This is a genomic window from Streptomyces sp. CA-249302 (assembly GCF_050936785.1).
GTDB lineage: Bacteria > Actinomycetota > Actinomycetes > Streptomycetales > Streptomycetaceae > Streptomyces.
In genome coordinates this window covers 5,577,255-5,602,773 of record NZ_JBNJMG010000001.1, presented here as the reverse complement: position 1 = coordinate 5,602,773, position 25,519 = coordinate 5,577,255, and the positions used below count along the sequence as shown (strand labels likewise).

The window sequence follows — 25,519 nt, the reverse complement described above, 5'->3', positions numbered from 1 at the left end:
TTAGGGGCGCGGGGAACTGCGCGACCAGCCACGACGCACTCGCAGACGGCGTAGAACCGTCTCCGACCCGCTTCGTAGCCGTGCCGGAACCCGAAGCCGACGCCCGCCCGCAAAGGGCGCCCCGGCCCCGGCCACCGCACCGAGCACCGCACCGACCGGCACGGCGTAACGCAGCGGATTGGCCGGGTCGGCCGGCGTCGTACCCGCGGCCGTGGTCTGCAGGGCCTTCCCACCGTCGTACGAGGCGGAGGCGCTCGGCGAGGCACTCGCACCGCCGTCGGCCCCCGCACCCGTACCACCGTCGGCCGCCGAACCGCTCGTACCGCCGTCGGCTCCCGTGCCCGACCCCGAGTCACCCCCGGTCGAGCCCCCGGACGACCCCGAACCGCCCCCCGCAGCGCTCCCCTTGTAATGGAGCACCGCGTCCGCCGCGGCGACCGTCCGCGCCCGCTGCTTGGCGGAGAGCGGGGCGTAACCGGCGGGCAGGCGGCCCGGGTCGGCGCCGCTGATTTGCCCGGAGTTGGCGGCGTACTTGAGCAGGGCCGCGTAGTCCTCGCGGGCGTCGGCCTTCAGCTTGGCCGGGCGTACGGCCGCGTAGACCAGCTGGGCCAGCGGGTAGGCGCCCTTCGCCCTGGCACCCGACGGGGTGATCTCGGCGGCGTTCTTGCCGGTGGCGCTGTTCGCGGCGGCGGTCAGGGAGGCGGTCGTCGGGGCGACGAACTTGCCCGCCGCGTTGCGGAGTCGGGCGGTCTGGAGGCCGTAGCGGGCCGCCGAGGCGGCGTCCGTGATGGTGACGACGAAGCGGGAGCCAACGTTCTGCGGACCGGGGCTCTTGAAGGCCGGCGGGCTGGCGAGGGCGTCCCAGCTGGACTTCCAGAGGGTGTCGGCGCGCCGGGTGTGCAGGGCGCCGGCGTGCATGTCCTCGACGTACGGGTGGAAGTCGGTCATGCACTGCTTGAGGGTGGCGCCGGTGCCGGGCGGGATCGTGCACCAAGGGTCGCTCTTCGGGTACTCGTCGAGGTTCGACGGGTCGAAGGCGGCGCCGGTCGGGTTCAGGTCGGCGTTGGTGCTGTAGTACGGGTTGACCCGCATCCCGTCGTCGTCGGGGACACCGGCGAGGAACTGCCGGGCCTCCTTGTCCGAGTCGATCCACTGCCACAGCGCGCGGGCGCTGTCGGTGTGGCCGAGGGAGGTCATCAGGTCGGTGTCGGTGGCCGGCGTCTCGGAGACCGAGAGGTACGCGAACTCCGGGTTCAGGGCGATGAACTCGGGGTCGCTCGCCATACCGGCCGGGTTGCTCCTCGCCCAGCCGTAGCCCTTGGCGGCGGTGCCGCTGATCACGGCGCCCCAGGCGGAGTTGCGGTACGACTCGGTGAGCAGCTTGGCGACCAGGCGCGGGGTCAGCCTGATCGACATGACCTTGGTGCCGGCGAGCTTCTCGACCGAGGCGGGTGCGTCGGCCTTCGGTCTTCGCTCGATGGTGAAGCCGATGACGGCTCCGGAGAGCGCGACGGGCGCGTACGTCGTGGTGTCCGAGGGCGCGGCCGAGCTGGCGTCGGCGCCCAACGCCCGGGTGGTGAAGGTGAGTCCGGAGGAGCCGTCGTTGCTCAGCCGGGAGCGGGCGTCGGGCTCGCCCATCTCGGTGTAGCTGTACACCTTCCCGGTCGGGCACAGGGCCGCCTGCCAGCTGGTCATCGCGTCGGCCGCCAGCTCGCTGCCGGTGGTCGCGCGCTCCTTCGCGCCGAGCGCGCAGTTGGTGCCGACGGAGTTGAAGTGGAGCGGGATCGCGACGCGGTTGGCCCAGTTGGTGGAGGAGACCGGGGAGCCCGCGTTGACCTGGCTGGTGTCGGCGTACGGCTTGCCGTCCAGGTCGAGGTGGCCCTGCGGGACGATCACCAGCCAGCAACTGCGCGGCTTGGTCACGCCGTTGGTCTTCACCGGGGCGCCGCAGCCGAGGTGCGGGGCCTCGTTCGCCGTCTGCACCTCGAAGAACTCGGAACCCGTGCCGTCGGCGCCGGTGCGGGCGAAGTCGACCTCGTTGGTGGTGTTGCGGTTGAAGAACTGGTTGTTCTGGGTGTTGGTGGTGATGGTCGTGCCGTCCACCGACTTGAAGGGGACCTCGCCGGGCGCGTTCGGGTTGGCGGCCCCGTACCGGTTGTCCTGGCCGTAGTTGGTGGGTTCGGCGCTGTAGAAGACCTTGCGGGTGTCGTCGTAGTCGTTGCCGGGCCAGCTGGAACGGTCGGTCGTCGGCGAGGCCCCGTACTGGCACTGGGTGCGCGGCGGGCCGGGGTTGGCCGCGACCGTGCCGTCGTCGTCGCCCCAGCACTGCATGATCTGCACGAAGTCGGTGTCGAACTGCGTGCCCGCGAAGCTCGTCGAGGCGCCACCGGTCCAGGAGACCGTGATCGCCTGGCTGGTGAGCCGGCTGGTCTGCGAGACCGTGAACCTCATGTCCTTGAACTCGCCCCGCCCGGAGACGGTGACGGCCGATCCGCTCGCCGCCGTGGCGGGCGGCGCGGACTGCGCGACCGCGAAACCGGCGAGCGCGCCGACGGTGGCACCGGCGACGACCCGGAGCAGCAGACGTCTGATCCGACGTACCGGAAGTACCTGATTCATCGCGAACTCCCGTCCGAGGCACGGCCGATGAGCCGCGAGACGATCGAGGGCAGCAGGATCAGCCCGAGGACCAGGAAGGCGGCCAGCAGCATCAGCGTCTGCGTGCTGGTCCAGCCGCTGCGACCCGCGACCGCGACCGGCTGGGCCAGGGCGATGGTGCCGCCGGTGGCCGTGGCCGCGCTGCCGCTGCCGCTGCCGTCCGGGGACAGGGTCTGGCCGGTGTCGGGGTCGACGGACGGCTGACCGCTGCCGCCGGACGCGCCGCCGGCCGCCGTACCGCCCCCGCCGCTCGCGCCCGTCCCGCCGGTCGACCCGCCCGTCGTACCGCTGCCACCGCCCGAACTCCCGCTCCCACTACCGGACTTGGCACCACCGCTGCCCGTCGTGCAGGGCGCGGCGCCCTTCTTGTCGCAGGCCTTGGGGTACGGGGCCGTCTCCGCGAGCCGGTTGCGGCCGCTCGCGGTGAAGGTCGGGTTGTTGCAGCCCTTGATGTTGATGTTCTGCGTCTTCACGCCCGGGATCCGGCGGATCTGGTCGAAGCCGGCCTGCACGAGGTTGATCGGCAGCGGCGAGTAGCCGAGGTCGGGCGCCTGCTGCTGGCCCTGGCACATGAAGTAGTACGAGAACGCGCCGAGCGTCTTGCCCTTGGCCTTGGTGAAGGTGCCCTGCTCCTTGAGCGGCAGGATCATGTACGAGTAGCTGGAGAGCGGGTAGTTGCGGCGGTCGCTGTCGTTGTAGACGCCGTCGAGCTGCTGGGTGAGGTAGTCCGCCGAGCTCTTGTTTGTGTTGATCTTCGCCTTGAGGAGGGAGACCGCCACGTTCTGCGGGGTGGGCTCGGTGTAGTAGCCCGCGTGGTTGAGGATCTTGGCGACCGGATAGTGCGCGTTGAGGGCGTACGAGTAGTTGACGTAACCGATCGCGCCCTCGCCGTAGTTCTGCGCGACGTAACCCGCGACGCCGAGGTCGCCGGACTGGGCGATCATGCCCGAGACGGTCGGGTAGTACGACGTCTGCCCGCACGCGCCCGAGCGGCCGACCTTGGCGCAGTACGCGTTCCACAGCGCCTTGTGCTGGTTGGCCATCCACATCGTGAACTGGGCGGTCGATCCCGAGCCGTCGGAGCGGACGACCGGGACGATCGTGCGGTGCGGGAGCTGGATGCCGGGGTTGTCGGCCTTGATCGCCGCGTCGTCCCAGGTCTTGATGACACCGGTGAAGATCTTGGTGACGACGTCGCCGGAGAGGCGGAGGTTGTCGACCCGCTTGCCGTTGACGGTCAGGTGGTACATGAAGACGGTGCCGCCGGCGACGATCGGCATGTAGGCGTAGCTGCCGGACGCCGGGCGTTCGGCCGCGCTGCCGTCGGTGGGGTGGGTCTGGAAGGGGATGTCGGAGACCGCGAAGTCGACGGTGCCGCTCAGGAACTGGCGGCGACCGTCCGAGGAACCGGTGCCGGCGTAGCTGATGCGCATGCCGTACTGGTTGACGGCGCGGCGCCATTCGTCGACGGCGTTCTCCGCCCAGGTGGAGCCGGCGCCGGCGATGGGGGTGTAGGAGTCGGCGGTGGCGACCGTGGGAGCGCCGACACCGAGGACGCTGAGCAGTACGGCCAGGATGCCGAGCCGTCTGAGGGCGTTGATCATCAGTGGCGGTCTCCGTTTTCGGGTGCGGGTTCGTTGTGGCTGGTCGCGCAGTTCCCCGCGCCCCTGGCGGCGTTGAGCTCGTCGAACCTTTCGAGGTCCTGTCGGGATGCCCTCGCCGCCCTCCGCGCCTGCCTCTTGCTCTGGTGGCCCGGCCCCCGGCCGCCGATGACCCGCGCGATCGCGAAGAGCACCAGCACCAGCGCCATCAGCACCGCCGCCGCCCCGAAACCCCGCGCGATCATCGTCGGCTCGGGGGAGCGGACGAAGTTGAAGACCGCCAGGGGGAGGGAGATCATCGGGCCGCTGGTCGGGTCCGCGTTCAGGGCTGCCGTGAAGCCTGCCGTCAGGAGGACCGGGGACGTTTCGCCGATGCCTCTCGCCGTGCCGAGGATGACCGCCGTCGCCAGGCCCGAGCGGGCCGTCGGCAGGACCACGTGCCAGACCGTGCGCCAGCGCGGTGCGCCGAGCGCCTCCGCCGCCTCGGTCAGGTTGCCCGGGACCAGGCGCAGCACCACGTCCGCCGCGCGGATCACGATCGGCAGCATCATCACGCTGATCGCGAAGCCCGCCGCGAGGCCCGACTTCTGCATGCCGAGGCCGAGGATCCAGGTCGCGTACACCATCAGACCGGCGACGATGGAGGGCAGCGCGGTCATCGCCTCGACGATCGTGCGGACGAAGCGGGGGAAGCGGCCCGGGATCTGGTTGAGGTAGACCGCGCAGGCCAGGCCCAGCGGGACCGTGATGGCCAGCGCGATGGTGATCATGATGAGCGTGCCGAGCATGGCGTGCGCGATGCCGCCGTTGGTCAGCGGGTCCAGCGGGCCCGCCGCCTGCATGTCCTGGGTGAAGAAGTTGCCGTGCGGCAGGGCCTCCCGGCCGCGCCAGGCGGTGAAGCCGACGACCAGGGCGAGCGCGGTGAACAGCAGCCCGGCCGCCGTCCACAGCACGACCGTCATCACCCGGTCCCGTACCGCCTGCCCGTCCTCCTCCAGGCCGGTCAGCACGGCGTAGACGAGCAGGAAGGCGGTGTACGCCGTGACGAAGAAGCCCAACCCGCCCGAGAACGGCGCGAGTTCGCCGAACAGCAGCACCGCCACGCACAGGCCGGAGGCCGCCGCGCCGAACAGGGACAGCACACCGGAGCGGGTGAGCCCGCCGATACGGCGTGGGCGGTCGGGGAGTTCAGGGGCTGCGGGAGCCGCCTCGACCGCGGCTTCCGCCTGGCCGGTTCGCACACCGGCCTCTTCCACGACGGTCATCTCATGCCTCGCTCTGCGCGCCGGACCGGGAACGGGCCACGATGGAGGAGGCGGTGAAGTTGACCGCCAGGGTGAGCAGGAACAGCGCCAGGCCCGCCGCCATCAGGGCCGACATGCCGAAGGTGGACGCGTCGCCGTAGTGCAGGGCGATGAGCGAGGAGACCGAGTTGGAGCCGGTCTGGAGGATGTGCGGCTGGATCACGAAGACCGGCGAGATGATCATGTAGACGGCGATCGTCTCGCCCATCGCCCGGCCGAGCCCCAGCATCGTGCCGCCGATGATCCCGCCCATGCCGTACGGCAGCACGACCGAGCGGATCATGCCCCAGCGAGTGGCGCCGAGCGCGTACGCGCCCTCCCGTTCGCCGGCCGGCGCCTGGGCGAACACCTCGCGCATCACCGAGCACTGGATCGGCGCGACCATCAGCGCGACGACCAGGCCGGCCACGAAGGTGGACGCCGTGTACACGCTGTCCGAGGCGAGCGGCTCGCCCGGCTGGGTGCCGTCCACCTTGAAGACGGGGATCCAGCCGAGCCAGTCGGACAGCCAGCGGGAGAGGCCGATGACGTGCTGCTGGAAGAAGAAGAGTCCCCACAGGCCGTACACCACCGACGGGACCGCGGCCATCAGGTCGACCATCGTGACCAGGGTGCGGCGCAGTCTGCGCGGGGCCACGTCGGAGATGAACAGGGCCGTGCCGACGGCCAGCGGTACCGAGACGACGACCGCGACGGCGGCGATCAGCAGGGTGCCGGTGAGCACGGCCGCGATGCCGAACCTGTGGACGTCCGGCTGCCATTGGGCGGTGGTGAGGAACTTGACGACACCCACCGCGCGCAGCGCCTGCGCGGCCCGCAGCAGCAGGAACAGTCCGACGGCCGCCATGATGCCGAGGACGACGACGCCGGTGGCCGTCAACTGGTGCCGGAAGAGCCGGTCGCCGAACCCGCGGGCCGACTGCGGCCTACGCGGTACGGCAGGATCGGACAGCACGTACGCCCCCCAAAGGAAACGGTTCACCCCCTGCGCGCCCCAGGTGGTGCCGCGCGGGGAGAGTCAATGGCCGGTTCCTGTCGCTGCGTGGCGTGATCTATGACCGGCGAATGAACGGTCCATGTCATTTCGGTGGGGTGACTGTGGAGGTCTCCGTGGAGGCCCCTGTGCGGCGCCCGCAGACAACACCCGTCCCGCTGCCCCGCATCCGTCTCCTACGGGTTACGAATCCCGCAATCTCTGGTGGCTGCGCGGTGAGCACCGCACTATGGGTTCATGACACCGGCCCAGAAAGCCATGAAGGCGCTGGAGGCATGGCCCGATCTCACGCCGTGTCCGACCAGTTGCGGCACGGGCCGTGCGCTGCGCCACGCCCGGAACGAGATCGTGCACTTCCATTCCGACCGTGACGTGGACCTCCACCTCACCACCCAGGCGATCCAGCGGCTGCACTACGACTTCGCCGAGTCGACGGCGATCCGCATGGTCCCGGGCTCCCGTTGGGTCACCGTGCACCTCGACTGCGACACCGACGTCGACCTGCTGCTCAGCCTGGTCAGCGTGGCCCTCAAGGCACACGCCGCCCACCCGGGCCGCCCCTCGCCCTCGGACGTGTCGACGGGGCTGTGCAACTTCCACCGGGTGACGGTGCTGCCGCGGGATGCCGACGTCTGAAATCCCTTTCCCGGCTGTCACAGGCATGACATAAGGTGCCTCTCACCTCCCCGGTTCCGTACCGGGGTTTCTTCGTGGGGGTATCAACAACTGTGCGCAGGCGCAGCATCTCGACCGCGACGGCGCTCGCGGTCCTCTTCGGTTCGGCGGCGCTCGCCGTCTCCTCGACCGGCACCGCGGCGGCCGACTCCGCCAGGGTCCTGCCGGTGAAGTCGGTCGGCGACATGGTCGTGGACGGCGTACACAAGCTCGTGTACATCTCCGACCCGACCAGCGGCAAGATCGTGATCGCCGACTACACGGGCACGGTGCGGGCGACGCTGGCCAACGAGCCCGGGGTGACCGGCCTCGCGCTGTCCGCCGACTCCTCGCAGCTGTACGCGGCCGTCAAGGGCGACAAGCGGATCGTCGCCATCGACACCCAGACGGGGACGCCCACCTCCAGCTACTCGCTGGGTACGACCGCTCCGGACGACCTGGAGGTGGTGGACGGCCGGATCTGGTTCTCCACCGCGACGAACTTCGGCTCGCTCGACATCTCCGGCGCCGAGCCCGTCGTGCACCTCGCCCAGAAGGGCGACGTGGACTTCTCCGGCGCGTACGGGACCTTCCTCGCCTCCGACCCGGCCGTCCCGGGCGTCCTGGTGGCGGGCAACGGCGGCGACCTCGCCGTGTACGACGTCACGGCCGACGGGGCCACGCTGCGCACCAAGGGCAGCATGGACACGAGCACGAAGCAGCTCGACCTGACGCCCGACGGCAAGCAGGTCCTCACCTCGTGGGGCGACCCGGAGACCGGCTACGGCATCGGTGCCTACTCGGCCACCGACCTGAGCAAGGAGACGGGCTACCCCATCGACGCGTACCCGAACGCGGTGCGGGTCGCGCCGGACGGAAACGTGGCGGGCGGCAGCGACTCCTGGTACGAGCCGGACGTGCACGTCTACCACCCCGGCGACCAGACCCCGGTGCGGGAGTACGACTTCCCCAACACCGGTACCAGCAGCGGCGCCGACACCCTCGTGCCGGGCGCGCTGGCCTGGGCGCCGGACAGCAGCCGGGTCTTCGCTGTCTCCGTGAACAACGGCGGCGTGTACACCCTGCGCGCGCTGACCGACCCCACCAAGGAGCTGCCGGTCGTCAAGGTCTCGGCGCCCGCGAAGGCGGACCGCGCGAAGAAGCTGACGGTCACCGGCAAGCTGACGTCGAAGACGCCGCTCCCGACCGGCACGAGCCTCACCGTGACCCGCACGGACCTCGACTCCCCGAACGGCAAGGCCCTGCCGGCGGTGAAGACGAAGGCCGACGGCAGCTACACCTTCACCGACACCCCGCCGGCCGGCGGCAAGGTCACGTACAAGGTGTCCTTCGCGGGCGACGCGAGCCACGCGGCCGCCGCCGGCTCGGACGCGGTGACGGTGTCCCGCAAGTCGACGTCGCTGAGCCTGAACAACAACGGCAAGGTGTACTCGTACGGCAAGGACGTGAAGTTCGCCGCGCACCTCGGTACGACGTACAAGAACCGCAAGGTCGAGATCTGGGCCGATCCCTTCGGCGCGGACAAGCCGAAGAAGCTGGTGAAGTCCGGCACGGTCAACTCCAGTGGCAACCTGACCGCGACCGTCGACATGACCCGCGACACGACCGTCTCCGCGGTCTTCGCCGGCGACTCCCGGTACGCGCCGAAGACGGTCAAGGTCACCGCCTACGCCAGGGTGAAGATCTCCACGGCGGTCTCGAAGCAGTACAAGAAGGCGAAGATCGGCTCGACGACGTACTACTGGTTCCACAAGAACACCGACCCGGTGCTCACCACGACCATGACCTACTACAAGGGCCGCAAGCACCGCCTCGACCTCCAGGTCTACTACGCCGGCAAGTGGTACGACGCCGACCTGGACCCGAACTACTTCGCCCTCGGCACGAACGGCAAGTCGGCCATCCAGCTCGGCGCCCCGGGCGAGTCCGGCATCAGGGCCCGGTTCCGCTCGGACTACATCAACAGCTCGTCGGGCGACTCCGTCAACTCGACGACGTACAGCGGGTGGAAGTACCTGTACTTCTCCAACTAACGGGACGGCGAAGGGCGATGGCGAGAGCCGTCGCCCTTTTCCCATACGGGCACGGAGGGCAGCCCCAGTTCGGCACGGGCGCGGTCGGTGAGCTCCTGCACGATGGCCGTCTTGGCCCGCGCGTAGTCACCGGCCGGGGTGCCCGCCTCCACCAGCGCACGCTTGAAGTGCCCGTAGCGGGCGGCCTCTTCGGGGTGGGCGCGCAGGTAGTCGCGGAGGATGCGCTGGTTCCGGCCCGGCCAGCTGTCGTACGTCACCACGTGCAGGATGTGACTGCGGACGCCGGCCTCGGTGCGGACGTACAGGAGCCGGTCGGTCATGCCGTTCTGGTGCGGACGGAAGCCGAGCCCGGTGAGGGCCGGCTCGTGCGGGCGTGCGTCGGAGAGGGCGTGGACGGCGGCCATGAGGTCGATGACGGGCTTGGCGGCGAGGCCCGGGACGGCGGTGGAGCCGATGTGTTCCAGCTCCACGAAGAGTCCGGGAGCCGCGGCCCGGAGCGCTGCCGCCGCCTCGGCCGCCCTGCGGGGCCACTCGGGGTCGTAATCACTGAACCGCACCACTGAACCGCATCACCGATCCACATCACCGATCCACATCGCCTCGATCTCCCCATTCTCCCCGTTTGGGTCGATAATCGAGTCATGAGTACGGCGACGTTTGTAGTAGCGGCCACGTCGAGCGAGGTACTCAACGTGATCGCCGCCTTTGTCGGTGGCCTGATCATCGCCGGTGCACTGATCTGGGCCGTGCAGTTCGGCATGAGGGTCCGCGACCGCGAGCTTCCGCGGCCGAATCCGGACGAGCAGCCCCACCTTCCCGCCACCGGCCCGGTGTGGGAGACGCGTGAGCTGCGGGAACCGGACGAGGTCCCGCGGGCGCAGGGCGGGGAGCGGCTCATGCCCTACGACCTCCACCACTCGGGCAGCAGGACGGGAAGGGACCAGCACCGCAAGCGCTGGCTGCCGGGCAGCAGCGGCGGCTTCGGCAGCGGCGGCCTCGGGCACAGGTAGCACCCCGAGCCCGCGCCTGTCCGTACCGCTCCGGCCATCCAGCCGTCGGAAACTCAGGCCATCCAGAAGAAGACCGCGGTCATCCGCTTCTCCTCCAGCGTCCTGCCGGTGTACCCGGTGGCGCTGTGCACGAGGTTGGCGTTGTAGAGGAGCAGCCGGTTGTACTTGTGCGGGACCCGCACGTCCTCCTCGAAGTGGTCCCCGGGCACGAACCGGGTGCCGAGGGCCTCGACGAGGTTGTTGTGCGGGGCCTGTACGACGTTGCCGCCGAGCCGGCCGCCGGGCAGGGACTGGCGGTAGAAGGCGGTGCCGCAGTCCTTGCCGACGTCCGGGTTGAGGTACAGCACGGCCGCGTACCGGCACAGCGCCCGTGAGTCGGTGTGCGGCCGCGGCTCGCTCTCGCCCTCGCCGACGACCTGGATGCAGTTGTGGTTGAGGGTGCCGCCGCCGGGCGCCTGCTGCACCCACAGCTTGTTTGCGCCGGTCGCCTTCCGCACCAGCCGTTCCACGGCGGCGAGTTCGGCGGGCTCGAGTCCGGGCATGGTGCGCAGGCCGGGCCAGGTCTCCGAGGTGTACGGATACCCCTGCACCCAGTCGTCCTTCGCCAGACAGCGCCCCCGCACGGCGTCCACGTCCGGCAGGACGTCGTCGAGGACCCAGTAGTCGCGGCCCTTGGTGGGCTTGCGGTAGGGCAGGACGGGAAGGGCCGTGGGGACCCTGGGCTGAGGCTGTGGGGGCATGGCCCGAATCTAGGTCGGGCGTTCCTCCCGACTCGCCCGCCAACTGGTCAACATTCCGTCAACCATTGTCATGAGCACAGTCAAGTGCACCTCACCAACCGCCCCCGGGGCACGGAATGACGTGCCTCACACCCACCGTTCTTTGCCAAATCAAAAGGTTTCCGGGCTCGTGTGATCCGTACTCCCCTCCGTCCGACCAACCGCCGTACGACGACAGGCGGTACCCCCGACCGGGCAGGAGGCACGGTGCGCTTTTCGCGGAACGCGACGGGAACGCTCTTTGTGGGCGGGGCCCTCAGTATCACTCTCGCCGCACTCGCCTATCCCGCGATGCTCGGGGTCAACACCGTGTCCAGTTCGGGAACGAGAGTCATCGAGCAGACCCAGTGGGGACCGCTGACGGAGGCGGACCGCGACTTCGTGGTCAAGGTGCGTGCGGCCGGCCTCTGGGAGTACCCGGTGGGCCAGTTGGGCCTGAAGAAGGGCCAGAGCAAGGCGGTCATCACCGCCAGCAAGCACCTGATCGACGGGCACGCGGCGCTGGACGCGAGCTGCCGCAAGATCTCCACGATGCTCAACATCACGATCCCCAACGTGGCCAGCCCCCAGCAGGTCGGCTTCGTCAACACCCTCAGCGCGGACACCGGCAAGCAGTTCGACACGGACTTCGCCAACATCCTGCGGGTGACGCACGGTTCGATCTTCAACACGATCGCGAAGATCCGCTCGACCACGAAGAACACCGTGGTGCGGGCGCTGGCCGACCAGGCCAACGCGACGGTCCTCGACCACATCACCGTCATGGAGAACACCGGGCTGGTCAACTTCGACCAGGTCCTCTTCCAGGAGACGACCCCGCCGAAGCTGCCCGCCAAGGACCTGACCCCGCCGCCCCCGGCCGCGGGCCAGCCGCAGATCGTGCTCACCCCGCCGGTGGACAGCACCACCCAACCGCCGGTCCTGCCGGGCGAGTCCTCCGCCGGTACGGGCGCGAGCCCGAGCCCGACCGTGAGGTGAACGGGCGGCAACCGAGCGACCATTGAGTGAACGGGCGGCAACCGGATACGGAGCCGCCCGTTCCTGCTGTGGCGAAATCGTGATGGCCCCTTGAACTATCCCCGCGTCACCGCAGGTTGACAGCGTTCGACCATGGCATCCACGATGTGATCGCACCTGAGGCCCATGTGACCAGTGAGCCCGGTGTTACTCAGACCATCATCCCCGGTACGGCCGGCTGCCGCATGCTGCCCTGCGCCGCCGTACCCGGGTCCTGCATGCCGAGATGGGGATCCGCATGTCCATAGCGAGCCGTGTCATCGTGCGACGCCTGCTGGGAACGGGCGCCGCGTCGCTCGCGATCTGCGCCGCCACCGCCTCCGTCGCCTGGGCCGGCGACTGCCCGGGCGGCGACGGCTGGGAGTCCGGCGGCCATTACAAGCCCGGAACCGGCGCCGGTTCGAAGACCGAGACCGACCGCTGCGAGTTCTCCCTCGACGGCAAGAACTTCTACGCCTCGGTCAAGGTCGACGACCTGAACCTCAAGCCGACGGACGACGGCAAGGTCCACGTCACGGTCCGCACCGCCGGTGACGCCTCCACCTGCACCGCCTCGCTCGCCTCCTACCTGGCCCACGGCGCCACCTTCGCCACCTCCGGCCAGCAGGTCTTCCACGACTTCGACACGGTGACCGTCAAGCCCGGCAAGACCGACACCCTCGACATCGCGGTGCCGGACGCGGGCTGCTTCGCGCAGATCGACCTCTACCGCGGCGCCACCAAGTTCGACGGCAAGCTGGACGCCAAGGACGGCTTCGAGCACGGCGACCTGCCCGCCGGCCCCGACCACGCGGTCATCAAGGACAAGCTGATCGCCTCCTGGAACGGCGGCACGAAGGACTGCACGACCACCGAGTCGCAGCCCCCGACCACCCCGCCCGCCACCACGCCCGCCACGGCCCCGCCGTCGACCCCGGCCGAGGACACGACCCCGCCGGCCACCGAGACGCCGTCGACGGAGTCCCCCACCCCGTCCGCCTCCGAGTCGACCGCGACCCCGGCCTCCTCGCCGTCCACCAACGGCGGCGGCGGTGACCTCGCGGAGACCGGCGGCGGCAGCGACAGCGGCATCATCGCGGGCGGCGCCGCGGCGCTCCTCGCGGCCGGCGCGGCCATCGTCGTCACGACGAGGCGCCGCCGCACGTCCCGCTCCTGATCCACACCCCTGAGGACGAACGCCCCGGAGACCCCCGCTCCGGGGCGTTCGTCATGACCGGGCCACTGGCGCGGGTTCAGCAGTTACGGATGGACCAGACCGGGCCCCAGTTGTAGGGGTGGTCGACTCCGCCGTCGGGCGTGAAGTGGGTCAGTTCGTTGCCGCTCTGCCCGTAAAAGTACGAGGTCACGCCGCCGGTCTGGGAGTCGGCGTAGTGCCCGTCACCGTTCCAGTAGGACACCGAGTACTTGGCGCAGGTGAAGAGGTAGAAGATCTTCCAGGAGTTGGTCGTCGGGTCCTGCACTCCGGCACAGAGGTTTCCGCTGGGGCAGGTGATGGTGCCGCCGTACGCCACATGCGTGGTGTTGACGGACGGCGAGATGGTCGGGGCGTTCGCCGCGGGCGCCAGCTTCTGGGCGGGTACCGGCAGCACCATGACCTTCCCGGCGGGACCGTCGGCGGCCTGGGCCGACCCCGCGAGGAACAGGGCCGCCAGCGCGATGGCCAGCGCACCGATGAGACCGAGGACGGATCGTTTGTCGCGCATGTGTGAAACCCCCTGTAATGGACGCGACTTGGTCGCCGCCAAGACTGTCCTCCGCCGCCACGGCCGGGCCACAGCCTGAAGCCGTGCCTTAAACGGAGGCCCGCGCGCCGGTGAGCAGGGCGAGGCCCGCGGGGGTGATGGTGTGCAGGACGTACCGCTTGCGCCGCACGCTCAGCAGCAGCCCCGCCCGCCGCAGCACCGCCGTGTGCTGACTGGCCGCCGCCCCCGATATACCGACCCGCTCGGCGAGTTCACCGGTGGTCCGCCCGGTGACGACGTCCTCCAGAATGGCCGCGCGGGTACGCCCGAGCAGCGCCCCGAGCTCCTCCCCGCCTCCCCCGCCACCACCCCCACGGACCCACCCGAGGGTGTGCTCGATGGGATGGACGAGAACCGGCGCCCGGTCGGCGGCCGGGTCGGCCAGCATGACGGGTCTTCGCGTACAGAAGAAGGAAGGCTGAAGCACCAACCCCCGCCCCCGCAGATGCACATCACGCTCCACGGGATAGTCGACCTCCAGCACCGGCGGCGCCCACCGCAGCGCGGGCGAGAAGCCGGAGAGCAGCCCGTCCACACCCCCCGCGAGCGCGGCCCGGGCACGGTCCGCCCGGTCGGCGTCCACCTGGGCCCGGATCTGCGGCCAGAACGGAGCCAGGGCACGCCGGTGATACCCGTGCAGGGCGGCCCCGAGCCGCCGCAACGCCTCGGGCTCACCGTCGGCGAGCGGCCGGACGTCCGGCAACGGCCGCCGCCGGTGCGGAGACCTCGCAAGCCGCGTCAGATCGACACGCAACCGGGCACGCGGCGTCACCAGCACGGTGTCGATCGCACCGGCCAGACCGGGCGCGCCGATCCGGTCGGGGGTCAGAAAGTCGGGGGAGTAACCGCGCGGCGGCAGCAGCGCGGTGAGCAGGGTGTCGGCCGGCCCGAGCAGCGGCCGTACCAGCCGACGCCACTGCCCGAACACGGGGGAGTCCTCGGGAGACGCCAGTAACTGGAAGCTGTTGGCGATCTCCCAGAGCGGATCGGGTACGGCGGCCACGCGCACGCGCGCGATGTCGTCCGCCGTGAAGTGCACGCGCAACATGGGGGGTTCTCCGAGCGGTGGAGTGTCGGACGATGCCCCCCGAGCGTTGCCCAGCCCCACGGACCCGGACAAGACGGCATTCGGACACCGCACTTCGCCATTCGGAGAATTCAGTCACCCGTCGCTTCCGGCCACGGTCTCCAGATACAGCTTCACGTACCGCTCGACGTCGACATCCAACGCCACATGCACCATGGCCTGCTGCCGACCGCCCTCATGGATCTCGGCCTCCCCGGGCCGGGTTCGCCGGTCGACGATCGTCTGCCCACGGGTCGGCCCGGGCGCCAGCGAGACCTCGACGGGCAGCAGACGAGTACTGATGCCACCCGGATCGATCACCGCACACACGGCACCCGCGTCCCCGAGCCCACCGGACGGATCGTCACCGTCGGGATCGGGCGCGGAGGGCCGATGGGCAAGCAGTTCCCCCGCCAACCGGGCACCCGGCTCCGCACTCGCGCGCAACCGCCGCACATCCGCCCCGGGCACCACGACCCGCGTGAACACATCCAGCCCGTACATGGTGATCGGCACCCCCGCGGTCAACAGCACGGCCGCGGCCTCGGGATCGTGCCAGACGTTGAACTCGGCGACGGGCGTGGCGTTCCCGGTGGCGACCGCACCCCCCATGAACACGATCCGCTCGATATTGCGGACCACCTCGGGATGCGTACGCAGCAACAGCGCGATGTTGGTCAACGGCGCGGTCGGAATCAACGTGACCGGCCGCGGCGAGGCAAGGATCTCGCGCCGCAGCAAGGTCACGGCATCGACATCGGCCACCGTGCGAGTGGGCGCGGGCAGCCCACCGATGTCCCCCATCCCGTCCTCCCCGTGCACATGCCGAGCCGACCGCGCCCGCTCGATCAGGGGCCGCTCGGCCCCCCGCCCGACCGGAACGTCCCCGGCCCCGGCCACCTCCAACACGGTCAGCGTGTTCCGCACGACACCGTCGACATCCGTGTTCCCGGCAACACAGGTGACAGCCCGCAGCTCCAACCCCGGATGCCGCACGGCGAGCAGCAGGGCAAGGGCGTCATCGACCCCGGTGTCACAGTCGATGATCACGGGAACAGGCAGACCGGCCATCACACAGCCTCCTCTCACCGGACCGCCCCACGCGACCCGGACGACAGCGACCTTACGGCGCCCACACCCACGGCCCCCCACACAGGAAGGCGAGTCGACACCGCCCCACAACCGCAAGACCACGGAAGCGGCTCGGGCCGCCCCCACGCACCCGCCAACGGGAACGGGCCGATGCCGACCCCAGCCGCCCACGCAGGGGAGCTGGCCGGTAGCCACGACGGGCCCGCAGCCGCGAACGCACCGGAAGCGGATCGGGCCGCCACCACGCACCCGCAGCCGCGAACGCACGGGAGCGGGTCGGGGCGGTACGGCGCAACCCGCCGCTTACGTGGCTAATTGGGCTCGTTCCCCTCCCGACCCACAGCAGTACCGTCGGCGGCGGGTTCGCCGTACCGCCCCGACCCCGACCCCACCACGCACCCCCGGCTGACCAGCTCCACCAACTCCACCCCACCCACGACCCCCACCCGCCGCCCACCCCGCAACCGCAACGCAGCCAGATCCGAGCCCCCCTCCCGCTCCCCGATCACCGCCTGATACGGCACCAGCCGAGCGGCCCGGACCCGCGCCCCAAGGGTCCCCACCTCCGGCCCGGCAAGTTCCGCCCGCACCCCCCGCGCAACAGCCCGCCGCACCAACTCCTCCCCCCGCACCCGCTGTTCCTCCGACACCGGCAACACCACCAACTGCACGGGCGCCAGCCAGGCCGGAAACGCCCCGCCATGCTCCTCGACGAGATGCGCGACCACCCTCTCGACGCTCCCGATGACACTCCGGTGCACCATGACCGGCCGATGCTTCGCCCCGTCCGCCCCGATGTAGTGCAGATCGAAGCGCTCAGGCTGATGAAAGTCGATCTGCACGGTCGACAGAGTGGCCTCCCGCCCCGCCGGATCAACGACCTGCACATCGATCTTCGGCCCGTAGAACGCCGCCTCCCCCGCCGCCTCCTCGTACTCCACCCCGGCCTCGCCCAGCACCTCCCGCAGCAACCCGGTGGCCCGCTCCCACAACCCCGGATCGGCGACGTACTTCCCGCCCTCACCAGGCAGCGACAGCCGGTACCGATGCGCCCGAATCCCCAGGTCGGCGTAAGCCCTGCCGATCAGCGCCAAGGCGTCGCGGGCCTCGTCGACAACCTGGTCCAGGGTGCAGAAGACATGCGCGTCGTTGAGCTGAATCGACCGTACCCGGGTCAACCCACCCAGCACACCGGACAGCTCGGCCCGGTACATACCGCCCAACTCCGCGATGCGGAGCGGCAGTTCACGGTAACTGTGCGACCGGGAGCGGTAGATGAGCGCATGGTGCGGACAAAGACTCGGCCGCAGCACAACCTCCTCCGCCCCCAGCCGCATCGGCGGGAACATGTCCTCGCTGTACTGGTCCCAGTGCCCGGAGATCTCGTACAGCTCCCGCTTCCCCAGCACGGGCGAGTACACATGCCGGTACCCGGCGGCCCGCTCGGCCTCCCGCACGTACTCCTCCAGGACGTGCCGCACGATCGCCCCGTCGGGCAGCCAGTACGGCAGCCCTGCCCCCATCAGGGGATCGGTGTCGAACAGGTCCAGCTCACGGCCGAGCCGCCGATGGTCGTACATGGTCGGTTCTCCTCGCGTCCAAAGAGCGAAAGGGCGAAAGGGCGAGCGACCAGGACAAAGCCCCGGGGCACTCACCCCGGGGCTTCCAGTACAGGATTCAGCGCGCCGGGACTCTCTCCGGCGTCGTCGTGAGGAACGACCGGGCGCGCTTCATACGGCGACGGTAACGCGCCCCGGCCCGGCGCCGCGAGCGGATTTCCGCCGGCGGGGGTGGCCGCCGTACCCCGGACGGCCCGGCTCGCTGGTGGGACCCGTCCTGTGGTGGTCCCTTGGAGACACAGCCGATCTTGTACGAGCCTGCCGCACCCCCTTCTCCCAAGTCGCCTGCACGCCCCAGGAGGCCCGATGCCCCGCACCACCCCCACCACCCGCCGCCTCCTGACCGCCGCCACTACCCGCCGCCTCCTGACCGCCACCACCACCCGCCGCCTCCTGGCCGCCACCGCCGTCTCCTCCGGCGTACTGCTGGGGACAAGCGCCTGTCTGTCGACCATGCCGCAGGCCGAGGCCCCGCTCCCCACCGTCTCCCCCACTGTTTCCCCCACCGCGAAGCCCTCGGCGAGCACCGCGGCCTCCCCCCGTTCGCTCACCCAGGCCCAGGCCCAGGCCGCACTGCTCACCGCGACCGACCTGGGCGACCCGTGGGCGCCGACCCAGGGCGCCGCGACCTGGCGGGACGGGCTCCTCAAGGCGACCACCGAGGCACCCGACTGCAAGCGCCTCCTCGACGCGCTCTACGCCGACGACCTGTTCGGCGGCGACTCGGGCACGAGGGCGGTGACCGGCCTCGACGACGCGATGGACCAGGCGCAGCTGCGCTACCAGGTCCTCGACCTCCCGGTCGCGGACGTGGACCGGACGCTGGCGTGGATGAAGACGCTGCCGAAGACATGCGGCACGTTCACGGCGGTGACCGAGCACGGCGCCGTACAGAACGTCCAGGTCACGGCCGCCGGACTACCGCAGGCCGGGGACGACCGCCAGGGCCTGCGGGTGACGCTGACCGGCGAGACCGCCGACGGCGAACAGACCGTGCTGACGCTGGACGTCGCCGCGGTCCGGATCGGCGACGACACGATCGCCCTCACGCACGGCGGCCTCGGCGACGTGTCCGCCGACGCGACGAACGGGGCGCTTCAGCTGGGCGTCCAGCGGCTGGCGGAGATCAGGAAGCAGGCGCGCGTACAGGTCTGACCGCGTGCCACGCGGCCGGCGCGAAGCAGCTGGCCCCGAAGCGGCTAACCGAGCTTCTCCACCGCGTCCTTGGCCTCCTTCAGCCCCACCCCGGTGGCCTCCCGGTACACCTTGATCGCCTCGATCTTCTTGCCGTCGCGCACCAGCTCGGCCACCTCGGCGCTCCACGGCTCGTCCTCCTGCAGCCCCAAGTGGCCGAGGATCAGGTCGAGTTTGCGCTCGACCCGGGCGACCCGTCTGTCCGCACGGGAGATCCGGTTCTCGATGCTGCCGACGCCGACGAAGAGGGCGGCGGCGGCCAAGACGTAACTCTGCGTGTCCATGACGCGGATCCTAGGCGGCGTACTCAGTCCCGGTCGAACCTCTCGCGCCGCGCGACGACGTCCCGTGCCACCTCCGTGACGGTCCGGTCCCGCGCGAAGGCGCGCGCCCGCAGCCGCGCCAGCGCCACGTCCGCGCCGACGCCCAGCTGGGCCATGACCACGCCGGTCGCCTGGTGGATCTCGTGGTCGGTGGCCAGATCCTCCAGCCAGAGGGCGGCCGTTCCCTCGCCGTTCTCGTCCCAGGGGAGTTCCATCAGAGCCACCGTCATGACACCGGCCACCAGCAACGCCACCCGCAGGGCGTCCTCGGTGAACTCGCCCGGGGTGTCGCGGTAGAGGTCGAGGGTGCCGACGCAGTCGGCCGCGGGACCGAGCGGCACCGAGTACGCCGCCTGCACACCGGCGGCCGTCGCCTGCTGCGCGAACACCGGCCAGCGGCGCACGTCCCGGCCCGCCGTCAGGTCGCCGGCGAGCACGGGTTCGCCGGTCCGGGAAGCGGTAACGCAGGGCCCGTCGCCGAGGGTCGCCTGGACCTCCGCGAGACGCGCGGCGGCCTCGCCGCTCGCGCCGATCCGCACGGAGATCCCGTCGCTCCGCAAGGACACGCTGGCCCCGTCCACCGGCAGCAGCCGCGCCGCCAGCCGGCACAGCCGCCCCGGCACGTCCTCGGGCCGGGCACCCCGCATCTCCTCGGCGATCACTTCGGCGGCCCGTACCCGGTCCGTCCCGCCGACCTGCCGCGGAGCCCGCGCATCACGACCGCCTCCAGGAGGCTCACCGCCCTCTGGACGACCCACGTCACCCTCGTCCGGACGTCCCGGACGACCCGTACGGCCCACGTCCCCGTCCAACCGGCCCCCGTCGCCACCGGACCGGGGCTCGTCTCCGGGGTAGCCGTGGCGATCGTCCTCGGGCCGCACTGCCACCGCCTCCTTCCGGCGCGGCTATACACCTCCGTGGACTCCCGTGACTCGGAAGCGCTGCCCGAGTAACCCCGCGCCGGGAGACGAAACACCTGGTGACGCCCCCTTAGCGCTACCCCCTACTGCCCTATTGCCCTACTGCCCTACCGCCCTACCGCTGCTCGTACGGATCCGCCGGCTCCCGCACCGTCTTCACCGACCCGGCGTCGAGCACCGGCGGCCACGCGGCATCGGTGCCGAGCTTCCCCTTCGGATGCCAGGTGCCGGTCACGGTCACCCACGTGTCGGTGACCGGCGCGTCGGCGCCCCGGATCTCGACCTTGCTGGTGGTGGCGTCGGCGGCACAGCAGGAGACGAGCAGCCGGGTGAGGTACCAGGTGCCGTCGTCGCCGTGCGTGACGAACCCGGTCATCCGGACCGTACGCCCCTTCAGCGACCGCCCGCTGTCGTACATCGCCCGCGAGCTGAACTGCGCGAGCGTCAGCTCCACCGGATCCCCCGCGGGCAACGCCGGAAAGGCCCCGACCCCCTGCGCGGCCACCTGCGCCGCCTCACGCGAGGCGCTGTAGGAACCGAGGGCGGGCGGCGGGAAAAGCAGCAGCGCGAGGGCGGGAAGGGCGAGCAGCCAGGCGCCCCGGGGGCCGTGGTGGGCATGTCCGTGCTCGTGCCCGTGCCCGTGTCCGTGCTCGCCATCGTCGCCCGCGTGCTCGTCATCGTCGTAGGACTTCCCGCGTACGACGACTGCCAGCACCCCCAGCCCGACCAGCACCACCCCCGACACTACGAGGTACGGCCGCAACCCCGCCTGCACGTACCGCAGATACAGCTCGCTCAGCAGCGAGATCCGCAGGATCGCCGCGCCGACGAGGACGAGGAGCAGTGCGGAGCCGTACCGCCTCACCACAGCCACCACCCCACCAGCACGCTGCTCGTGAGGGCGACCGCCCAGGTCGCGGACGAAAACCGTACGGCGAAGGAGCGGCCGAAGGTGCCGGTCTGGAGGGCGATCAGCTTCAGGTCGACCATCGGGCCGATCACCATGAACGCCAGCCGGGCGGTGGGCGGGAAGCCGCTGAGGGAGGCGGCGACGAAGGCGTCCGCCTCGCTGCACACGCACAGGACGACCGCGAGGACGGCGAGGAGCAGGACCGACAGCCAGGCGGAGCCGGTGAAGACGTCCAGGACGGAACGGGGGACGACGAGGTTGAAGGTGGCCGCGGCGGCCGCGCCGAGCACCAGGAAGCCGCCGGCGTGCAGGAAGTCGTGCTGGAGCCCGGCTCCGAAGGCGCGCAGGCCGGTGGCGGCGGCCGGGGCGTTCCGCTGCGGCGGGCGCAGCCACTCGTCGCGCCCGAACCTCGCCCACAGCCAGCCCATCACCACGGCGGTCGCGAGGGAGGCGACGAGCCGGGCGAGGACCATCTTCGGCTGGCCGGGAAAGGCGATGGAGGTGGCCACGAGCACGACCGGGTTGATGGCGGGCGCGGAGAGGAGGAAGGCGAGGGCGGCGGCGGGGGCGACCCCGCGCCGCATCAGGCTCCCGGCGACGGGCACGGAGGCGCACTCGCAGCCGGGGAGTACGACTCCGGCGGCGCCGGCGACGGGGACGGCGAGCGCGGGACTGCGCGGGAGCAGCCGGCTGAAGACGCGCTCCGGCACGAAGGCACCGATGGCGGCGGACACGACCGTGCCCAGTAGCAGGAACGGCACCCCCTGCACGGCGATCGCGGTGAAGACGGTCCACCAGGCGGCGACCGGCGGGGTGTAGAGGTCGAGCGCGAGCATCGGCCCGAGGACGGAGACGACGGTCGCGATGGCGAGCAGTGCGGTGCCGCCGACAACGGCGTACACCAGTGCCCGGACGACGAGCCGCAGCCCGTCGCCCACCGTCCGCCGCTCTTCCACACACCCGCCCCGGTCGTCCCGCTCCTGTCCCCGCGAAGGCTAACCGGCGGGGGCTGTGCGGGAGCCGGGAGCAGGCTCGGAGGAGGCTGTGGTCGCGCGGATCACAGGGGAGGCTGTGCCGGTGCCGGCCCCAGCGTGGTCGTGCCCGGCGCCGTTCGATGCCCCAGTCCCGTCCGGTACGCGTCCAGGGCGGCCTCCACCCTCCCCGTGCGGCGGAGCAGGTCGCCCAGGAGGCGGCACAGGTCGGCCAGGTCGCCTGCCGCGCCCGCCCGTTCCAGCAGGCTCAGCGCACGGACATAGTGCTCTTCCGCCGACTCCGTGTCGCGGGCGTCCTCGGCGATGATGCCGAGGAGGCGGTGGGCGGCGGCGGAGTGCAGGGCGCCGCGTTCGGGGCTGAGGTCGCTCAGGGTGTCGTGGAGGAGGGTGGCCGCCTCCTCGGACTTGCCGCGCCGGTGCAGTACGTCGGCGAGCTCGACCGCGGCCTGGCTGCCGTAGAGCGCGGCGCGCCCCTCGGCGAGCATCTTCAGCGCCTGCCGCAACTCGGCCTCGGCGCGCTCCAGTTCACCGTTCTGCGCGCACACGTACCCGCGCATCCAGTGGCAGTTGGCGAGCTCGGTGCGCAGCTGGAGCGTCCGGTACAGCTCGGCGGCCTTGGCGAGGGAGGCGTCGGCCTCGGCGATCCGGCCCTCGGCGAGCAGCGTGCGGGCGACCGAGCGGTGCATCCGGGCGACCAGGGCGGGGTCGGCGGACTGCGGCGCGAGGGCGAGGGCGAACTCGGCGGCCTGGGCGGCACGGGCGTGCGCACCCATGTCCATGTACGGCCCGATGATGCTGGCGTAGAGGAGCAGCAGCGCATCCGGGTCGTGCAGTCCGCCGCGATTCAGCTCGTCGAGGGCGGACTCCAGCAGGTATACGGCGTAACGGAGTTCACCGGCGAGGTAGTGGGAGACGGCGCGGCCGCGCAGGGCGGGGACGCGGGCGGGCAGCGGGGCGTCGGCGAGTGCCTGCTCGGAACGCTCGAAGTACTTGCGGGCGGCGCCCAGTTCACCGGTGTCGATGGCGCACTCGCCGAGGCCGAGCAGGGCGACGGCCTCGACGTCGGTGAGTTCGTTGACCTCGGCCTCGGCGAGCAGCGCGGCGTACTGCTCCGCGGCCCGCTCGGCCTCCCCGGCCGCGAGGGTCCGCTGCGCCTCGGTCAGCCGCAGCCGCAGGTCGGTGGCGAGCCGTGCCGGGCGCCCGGTGACGAGCTCCTCGTAAGCGACCCCGAGCCGCTCGGCGATGTGCCGCAGCGCCTCGTCGGAGGGCCGCACCCGCCCGGCCTCCAGGGTGGAGATGTAGGCGGGCGTGTACGCGGGCTCGGCCAACTGCTTCTGCGTCAGCCCCCGTTCCCCCCGCAACTGCTGGACTCTTCGCCCGATGGTCACCGGATCATCACGGTCCGACATCGCCAACTCCCCCTGCACCTCTTGCCGTTGCCCCTCACCGACCCCTAGGTTAAGCGGCGTCTTAAGTGCGCTTAATACATCTCTGTCTAAACGCTGTTGAGAGGTTGCCGTGCTCCGACACATCTCCGAGCGTTACGCCCGAGGTCTCGGCGCAGCCATCATCGCAGTGGCGGCCCTGCTCCTGGCCGCGAATGCCGTCCCGGCGAGGGCGGCGGACTCGACGCCGACCGGCCAGGTGCAGCAGGTCGGCCACAGGGGCTGACGGAACGGAACGCGGCTCAGAACTCCGCCGTGTCCAGCTCGAAGTCGAGGGGGGCGGGGAGGGGGATGGTGAGGCCGAGCTTGTACTTGGGGTTCTGGGTGTAGTCGTCGCCGGAGGGCTCGGAGTAGACGATGACCTCTGCTTCTTCGCGGTCGATGAGGAGGTAGACGGGGATGCCGGCGCGGGCGTAGCCGTGGATCTTCTTCTCACGGTCGCGGTCGGCGGTACTGGTGGAGGTGACTTCGGCGACGAGGAGGGCGGGAGAGGGGTCGTTCCACTTCTCGGGCCCGCGGAAGCTGTCCTTCGGGGCAATGACCAGGTCGGGAACGACATGTCCGGTCTTCGACGCTCCCGGGACGTTCAAACCGATGCCTGTCCAGTTGCGGAGAGACCGCTCGCGACGTCGCTCGCTGACTTGGTCGACAAGTTCCGACACGAATGCCTCATGATCCGCATCGGCGGGTGGTGTCACGTAGATGTCCCCTTCGATCAGCTCCACGCGCCAGCCATTGGGGGCCGCCGCACTGAAGAGCTCGAAGACCTGCTCCACGCTCGCACCCTCGTAATTGGGCACGCCGCCGTCCGCGTCACTGTCGCCGTCAGGGTCGTCGTAAGGACCGGTGATGGCCTCACCCTGGTACCCCGGCATGATGATCGGCTCCGCCGTCGCCATGACAGACCTCCTTCGCTCGACGCGACCCCCCCCCAGCGTAGACGGGAGGGCCGCCCGCGTAATCCGGAGTCGTTCACTCGAACGAGTGTGCTGTTATGTTTCGGCGGGGATATGCCGGTTCGGCGGCGAGGGTGGGCCGCGGTCGGGAAAATGCGTGGATGGCGAATTCGGGGGCGTCCTGGTCGGACCGGCTGCTGACCGGCGGAGCTGTGGTCGGCGGGCTTGTGATGGCCGGCTACGGGGTCTGGGCCCTGGGTAGCGGACACCGGAGCTTGACGGTCGTCGCGCTGACCGTGATGGGCCTGCTCGCCCCCTTCCTGGCCTGGCAGCTCCGCCGGCTCACCCAGCAGCTGCCCGTCCGGGCCCCGGCCGAGACCCTCTGGCGCAGTGTCCGCGCTGTCGCGTCCGAACACCTCCGGCGCCTGGGACCGACACCGCTGGAACCCCGGTTCACCCTGGAGCCCTCCGGGTCGGCCGACACCCCACCGAGTCAGGGTCTGATCGGTCTGAACGAGGCTCTGCACATCAGACGCCTCCTCATCATCGGCGAGCCGGGCACCGGCAAGACGACCGCCGCCCACATCCTCGTCAGGCGTCTCCTCTCCCTCGACCATGCCGACCCGGTGCCCGTCCTCGTCGGTCTCGCCTCCTGGGACCCGTCGTCGCAGGCGTTGGAGGACTGGTTCCTGCTGAGCATCACGGACCGCTACGGCGTCAGCCCGTCCTACGCACGGGAGTTGGTGAGGGATCGCCGGATCCTGCCGGTGCTCGACGGCCTCGACGAACTGCCGACGTCCCAGCAGGCCACCGCGGCAAGGCTGTTGGGGCGCTGGCTGGCCTCGTTCCCGGGGTCCGTGGTGACCTGTCGCTCGGCCGAGTACGGGGACTTGGCCCGGCACATGGCAGACGTCCTGGGTACGACCCTCAGGCTCCGTCCGCTCACCGCCCACGATATCGCCAGGCAGCTCGCCGCGATCGACGAGGAGCGATGGGGTCCCGTGATCCTGGAGGTCGAGAACAACAACGCCGGCCCCCTCGCCCTGGCCCTGTCGTCGCCGTGGTTCCTGTCCCTGGCCGTACGGGGCTACGAGGGAAACCTCCACCGTGACCCCGGCGAACTCACGGCTCTGCCCAACGCCATCGCCGTACAGCAGCGCGTCCTCGACACCGCGGACCCCACGGCGGACATCGAGGGCTGGGGCACGGTCGGCAGGAGCCGCCTGGCGCTGATCGCGGACGCCATGGG

General features: G+C 70.9%; 23 protein-coding genes and 1 pseudogene. 8 read left to right on the top strand and 16 right to left on the bottom strand.

The window, feature by feature from the left end; all coding sequences use genetic code 11:
• From ACQEWB_RS25195 to pstC, 4 genes are read right to left on the bottom strand one after another with little or no spacing between them, the layout of a single operon-like run.
• The gene (locus tag ACQEWB_RS25195) at positions 1 to 2,619 is read right to left on the bottom strand and encodes a hypothetical protein (protein WP_432834667.1); all 2,619 of its coding nucleotides are present in this window, start codon (positions 2,617 to 2,619) and stop codon (positions 1 to 3) included.
• The gene (gene pstS, locus ACQEWB_RS25190; RefSeq protein WP_432834665.1) at positions 2,616 to 4,262 is read right to left on the bottom strand and encodes a phosphate ABC transporter substrate-binding protein PstS; all 1,647 of its coding nucleotides are present in this window, start codon (positions 4,260 to 4,262) and stop codon (positions 2,616 to 2,618) included. Before pstS ends, ACQEWB_RS25195 begins: the two co-directional genes overlap by 4 nt.
• Entirely contained in the window at positions 4,262 to 5,524 is a 1,263-nt protein-coding gene (pstA, locus tag ACQEWB_RS25185; protein WP_432834663.1) for a phosphate ABC transporter permease PstA, read from the bottom strand. Before pstA ends, pstS begins: the two co-directional genes overlap by 1 nt.
• A gap of 1 nt (position 5,525) precedes the next feature.
• The gene (gene pstC / locus ACQEWB_RS25180) at positions 5,526 to 6,518 is read right to left on the bottom strand and encodes a phosphate ABC transporter permease subunit PstC (protein WP_432834661.1); all 993 of its coding nucleotides are present in this window, start codon (positions 6,516 to 6,518) and stop codon (positions 5,526 to 5,528) included.
• Positions 6,519 to 6,794: 276 nt separating this feature from the next.
• Between pstC and ACQEWB_RS25175 the strand changes: the two genes are divergently transcribed.
• Together ACQEWB_RS25175 and ACQEWB_RS25170 are read left to right on the top strand one after the other, a co-directional pair.
• Positions 6,795 to 7,193, top strand: coding sequence for a luciferase family protein (locus ACQEWB_RS25175; RefSeq protein ID WP_432834659.1), 399 nt, complete (start codon positions 6,795 to 6,797; stop codon positions 7,191 to 7,193).
• Between the two features lie 92 nt (positions 7,194 to 7,285).
• Positions 7,286 to 9,265, top strand: a complete 1,980-nt coding sequence (locus ACQEWB_RS25170) for an Ig-like domain repeat protein (protein ID WP_432834657.1) — start codon at positions 7,286 to 7,288, stop codon at positions 9,263 to 9,265.
• Here the strand turns inward: ACQEWB_RS25170 and ACQEWB_RS25165 are convergent.
• Positions 9,262 to 9,822, bottom strand: coding sequence for a GrpB family protein (locus ACQEWB_RS25165; protein ID WP_432834655.1), 561 nt, complete (start codon positions 9,820 to 9,822; stop codon positions 9,262 to 9,264). The two genes, ACQEWB_RS25170 and ACQEWB_RS25165, sit on opposite strands and share 4 nt — an antisense overlap.
• A gap of 84 nt (positions 9,823 to 9,906) precedes the next feature.
• Between ACQEWB_RS25165 and ACQEWB_RS25160 the strand changes: the two genes are divergently transcribed.
• Positions 9,907 to 10,275: a DUF6479 family protein gene (locus ACQEWB_RS25160; RefSeq protein WP_432834653.1), complete on the top strand. Its 369-nt coding sequence runs from the start codon at positions 9,907 to 9,909 to the stop codon at positions 10,273 to 10,275.
• Positions 10,276 to 10,328: 53 nt separating this feature from the next.
• Here the strand turns inward: ACQEWB_RS25160 and ACQEWB_RS25155 are convergent, their stop codons facing one another.
• Positions 10,329 to 11,015 (bottom strand): DUF6445 family protein, encoded by a 687-nt coding sequence (locus ACQEWB_RS25155; protein WP_432834651.1) that lies wholly within the window; start codon positions 11,013 to 11,015, stop codon positions 10,329 to 10,331.
• A 282-nt stretch (positions 11,016 to 11,297) separates the two neighbouring features.
• Here ACQEWB_RS25155 and ACQEWB_RS25150 point away from each other — a divergent pair, with 282 nt between their 5' ends.
• Together ACQEWB_RS25150 and ACQEWB_RS25145 are read left to right on the top strand one after the other, a co-directional pair.
• Positions 11,298 to 12,032, top strand: a complete 735-nt coding sequence (locus tag ACQEWB_RS25150) for a DUF4142 domain-containing protein (protein WP_432843999.1) — start codon at positions 11,298 to 11,300, stop codon at positions 12,030 to 12,032.
• A 277-nt stretch (positions 12,033 to 12,309) separates the two neighbouring features.
• Positions 12,310 to 13,227 carry an LAETG motif-containing sortase-dependent surface protein gene (locus ACQEWB_RS25145; RefSeq protein WP_432834649.1) on the top strand — a complete coding sequence of 306 codons (918 nt, stop codon included), beginning with the start codon at positions 12,310 to 12,312 and terminating at the stop codon, positions 13,225 to 13,227.
• A gap of 76 nt (positions 13,228 to 13,303) precedes the next feature.
• Here the strand turns inward: ACQEWB_RS25145 and ACQEWB_RS25140 are convergent, their stop codons facing one another.
• The 4 genes from ACQEWB_RS25140 to thrS form a co-directional block, all read right to left on the bottom strand.
• Entirely contained in the window at positions 13,304 to 13,774 is a 471-nt protein-coding gene (locus ACQEWB_RS25140) for a hypothetical protein (protein ID WP_432834647.1), read from the bottom strand.
• Positions 13,775 to 13,862: 88 nt separating this feature from the next.
• Positions 13,863 to 14,861 carry an ArsR/SmtB family transcription factor gene (locus ACQEWB_RS25135; RefSeq protein ID WP_432834645.1) on the bottom strand — a complete coding sequence of 333 codons (999 nt, stop codon included), beginning with the start codon at positions 14,859 to 14,861 and terminating at the stop codon, positions 13,863 to 13,865.
• Between the two features lie 114 nt (positions 14,862 to 14,975).
• Positions 14,976 to 15,950 (bottom strand): nucleoside hydrolase, encoded by a 975-nt coding sequence (locus ACQEWB_RS25130; RefSeq protein ID WP_432834643.1) that lies wholly within the window; start codon positions 15,948 to 15,950, stop codon positions 14,976 to 14,978.
• Positions 15,951 to 16,282: 332 nt separating this feature from the next.
• Positions 16,283 to 17,551 carry a threonine--tRNA ligase gene (thrS, locus tag ACQEWB_RS25125; protein WP_432834641.1) on the bottom strand — a complete coding sequence of 423 codons (1,269 nt, stop codon included), beginning with the start codon at positions 17,549 to 17,551 and terminating at the stop codon, positions 16,283 to 16,285.
• A gap of 345 nt (positions 17,552 to 17,896) precedes the next feature.
• On the opposite strand from thrS, the gene ACQEWB_RS25120 reads away from it, so the two are divergent.
• Positions 17,897 to 18,745 carry a hypothetical protein gene (locus ACQEWB_RS25120; RefSeq protein ID WP_432834639.1) on the top strand — a complete coding sequence of 283 codons (849 nt, stop codon included), beginning with the start codon at positions 17,897 to 17,899 and terminating at the stop codon, positions 18,743 to 18,745.
• A gap of 44 nt (positions 18,746 to 18,789) precedes the next feature.
• On the opposite strand, the gene ACQEWB_RS25115 is transcribed toward ACQEWB_RS25120, so the two are convergent.
• The 5 genes from ACQEWB_RS25115 to ACQEWB_RS25095 all read right to left on the bottom strand — a co-directional run bounded on the left by ACQEWB_RS25115 (position 18,790) and on the right by ACQEWB_RS25095 (position 23,338).
• Positions 18,790 to 19,068 (bottom strand): ribosomal protein L7/L12, encoded by a 279-nt coding sequence (locus ACQEWB_RS25115; RefSeq protein ID WP_432834637.1) that lies wholly within the window; start codon positions 19,066 to 19,068, stop codon positions 18,790 to 18,792.
• Positions 19,069 to 19,091: 23 nt separating this feature from the next.
• A complete protein-coding gene (locus tag ACQEWB_RS25110; protein WP_432834635.1) occupies positions 19,092 to 19,865 on the bottom strand; it encodes a GAF domain-containing protein in 774 nt (257 codons plus the stop codon).
• Between the two features lie 277 nt (positions 19,866 to 20,142).
• Complete coding sequence (locus ACQEWB_RS25105; protein ID WP_432843997.1) at positions 20,143 to 20,892, bottom strand: TIGR03943 family putative permease subunit; 750 nt, start codon at positions 20,890 to 20,892, stop codon at positions 20,143 to 20,145.
• Entirely contained in the window at positions 20,889 to 21,875 is a 987-nt protein-coding gene (locus ACQEWB_RS25100) for a permease (RefSeq protein ID WP_432834633.1), read from the bottom strand. The genes ACQEWB_RS25105 and ACQEWB_RS25100 overlap by 4 nt, the downstream gene beginning before the upstream one ends.
• Before the next feature lie 119 nt (positions 21,876 to 21,994).
• Positions 21,995 to 23,338, bottom strand: a complete 1,344-nt coding sequence (locus ACQEWB_RS25095; protein WP_432834631.1) for a helix-turn-helix domain-containing protein — start codon at positions 23,336 to 23,338, stop codon at positions 21,995 to 21,997.
• A gap of 109 nt (positions 23,339 to 23,447) precedes the next feature.
• On the opposite strand from ACQEWB_RS25095, the gene ACQEWB_RS25090 reads away from it, so the two are divergent.
• Positions 23,448 to 23,600 (top strand): hypothetical protein, encoded by a 153-nt coding sequence (locus tag ACQEWB_RS25090; protein WP_432834629.1) that lies wholly within the window; start codon positions 23,448 to 23,450, stop codon positions 23,598 to 23,600.
• 16 nt (positions 23,601 to 23,616) lie between these two features.
• Here ACQEWB_RS25090 and ACQEWB_RS25085 read toward each other — a convergent pair whose 3' ends face one another.
• The gene (locus ACQEWB_RS25085; protein ID WP_432834627.1) at positions 23,617 to 24,273 is read right to left on the bottom strand and encodes a Uma2 family endonuclease; all 657 of its coding nucleotides are present in this window, start codon (positions 24,271 to 24,273) and stop codon (positions 23,617 to 23,619) included.
• 95 nt (positions 24,274 to 24,368) lie between these two features.
• Here ACQEWB_RS25085 and ACQEWB_RS25080 point away from each other — a divergent pair.
• Positions 24,369 to 25,220 (top strand): annotated as a pseudogene (locus tag ACQEWB_RS25080) (NACHT domain-containing protein); the annotation flags it as partial.
• Between the last annotated feature and the right edge of the window lie 299 nt (positions 25,221 to 25,519).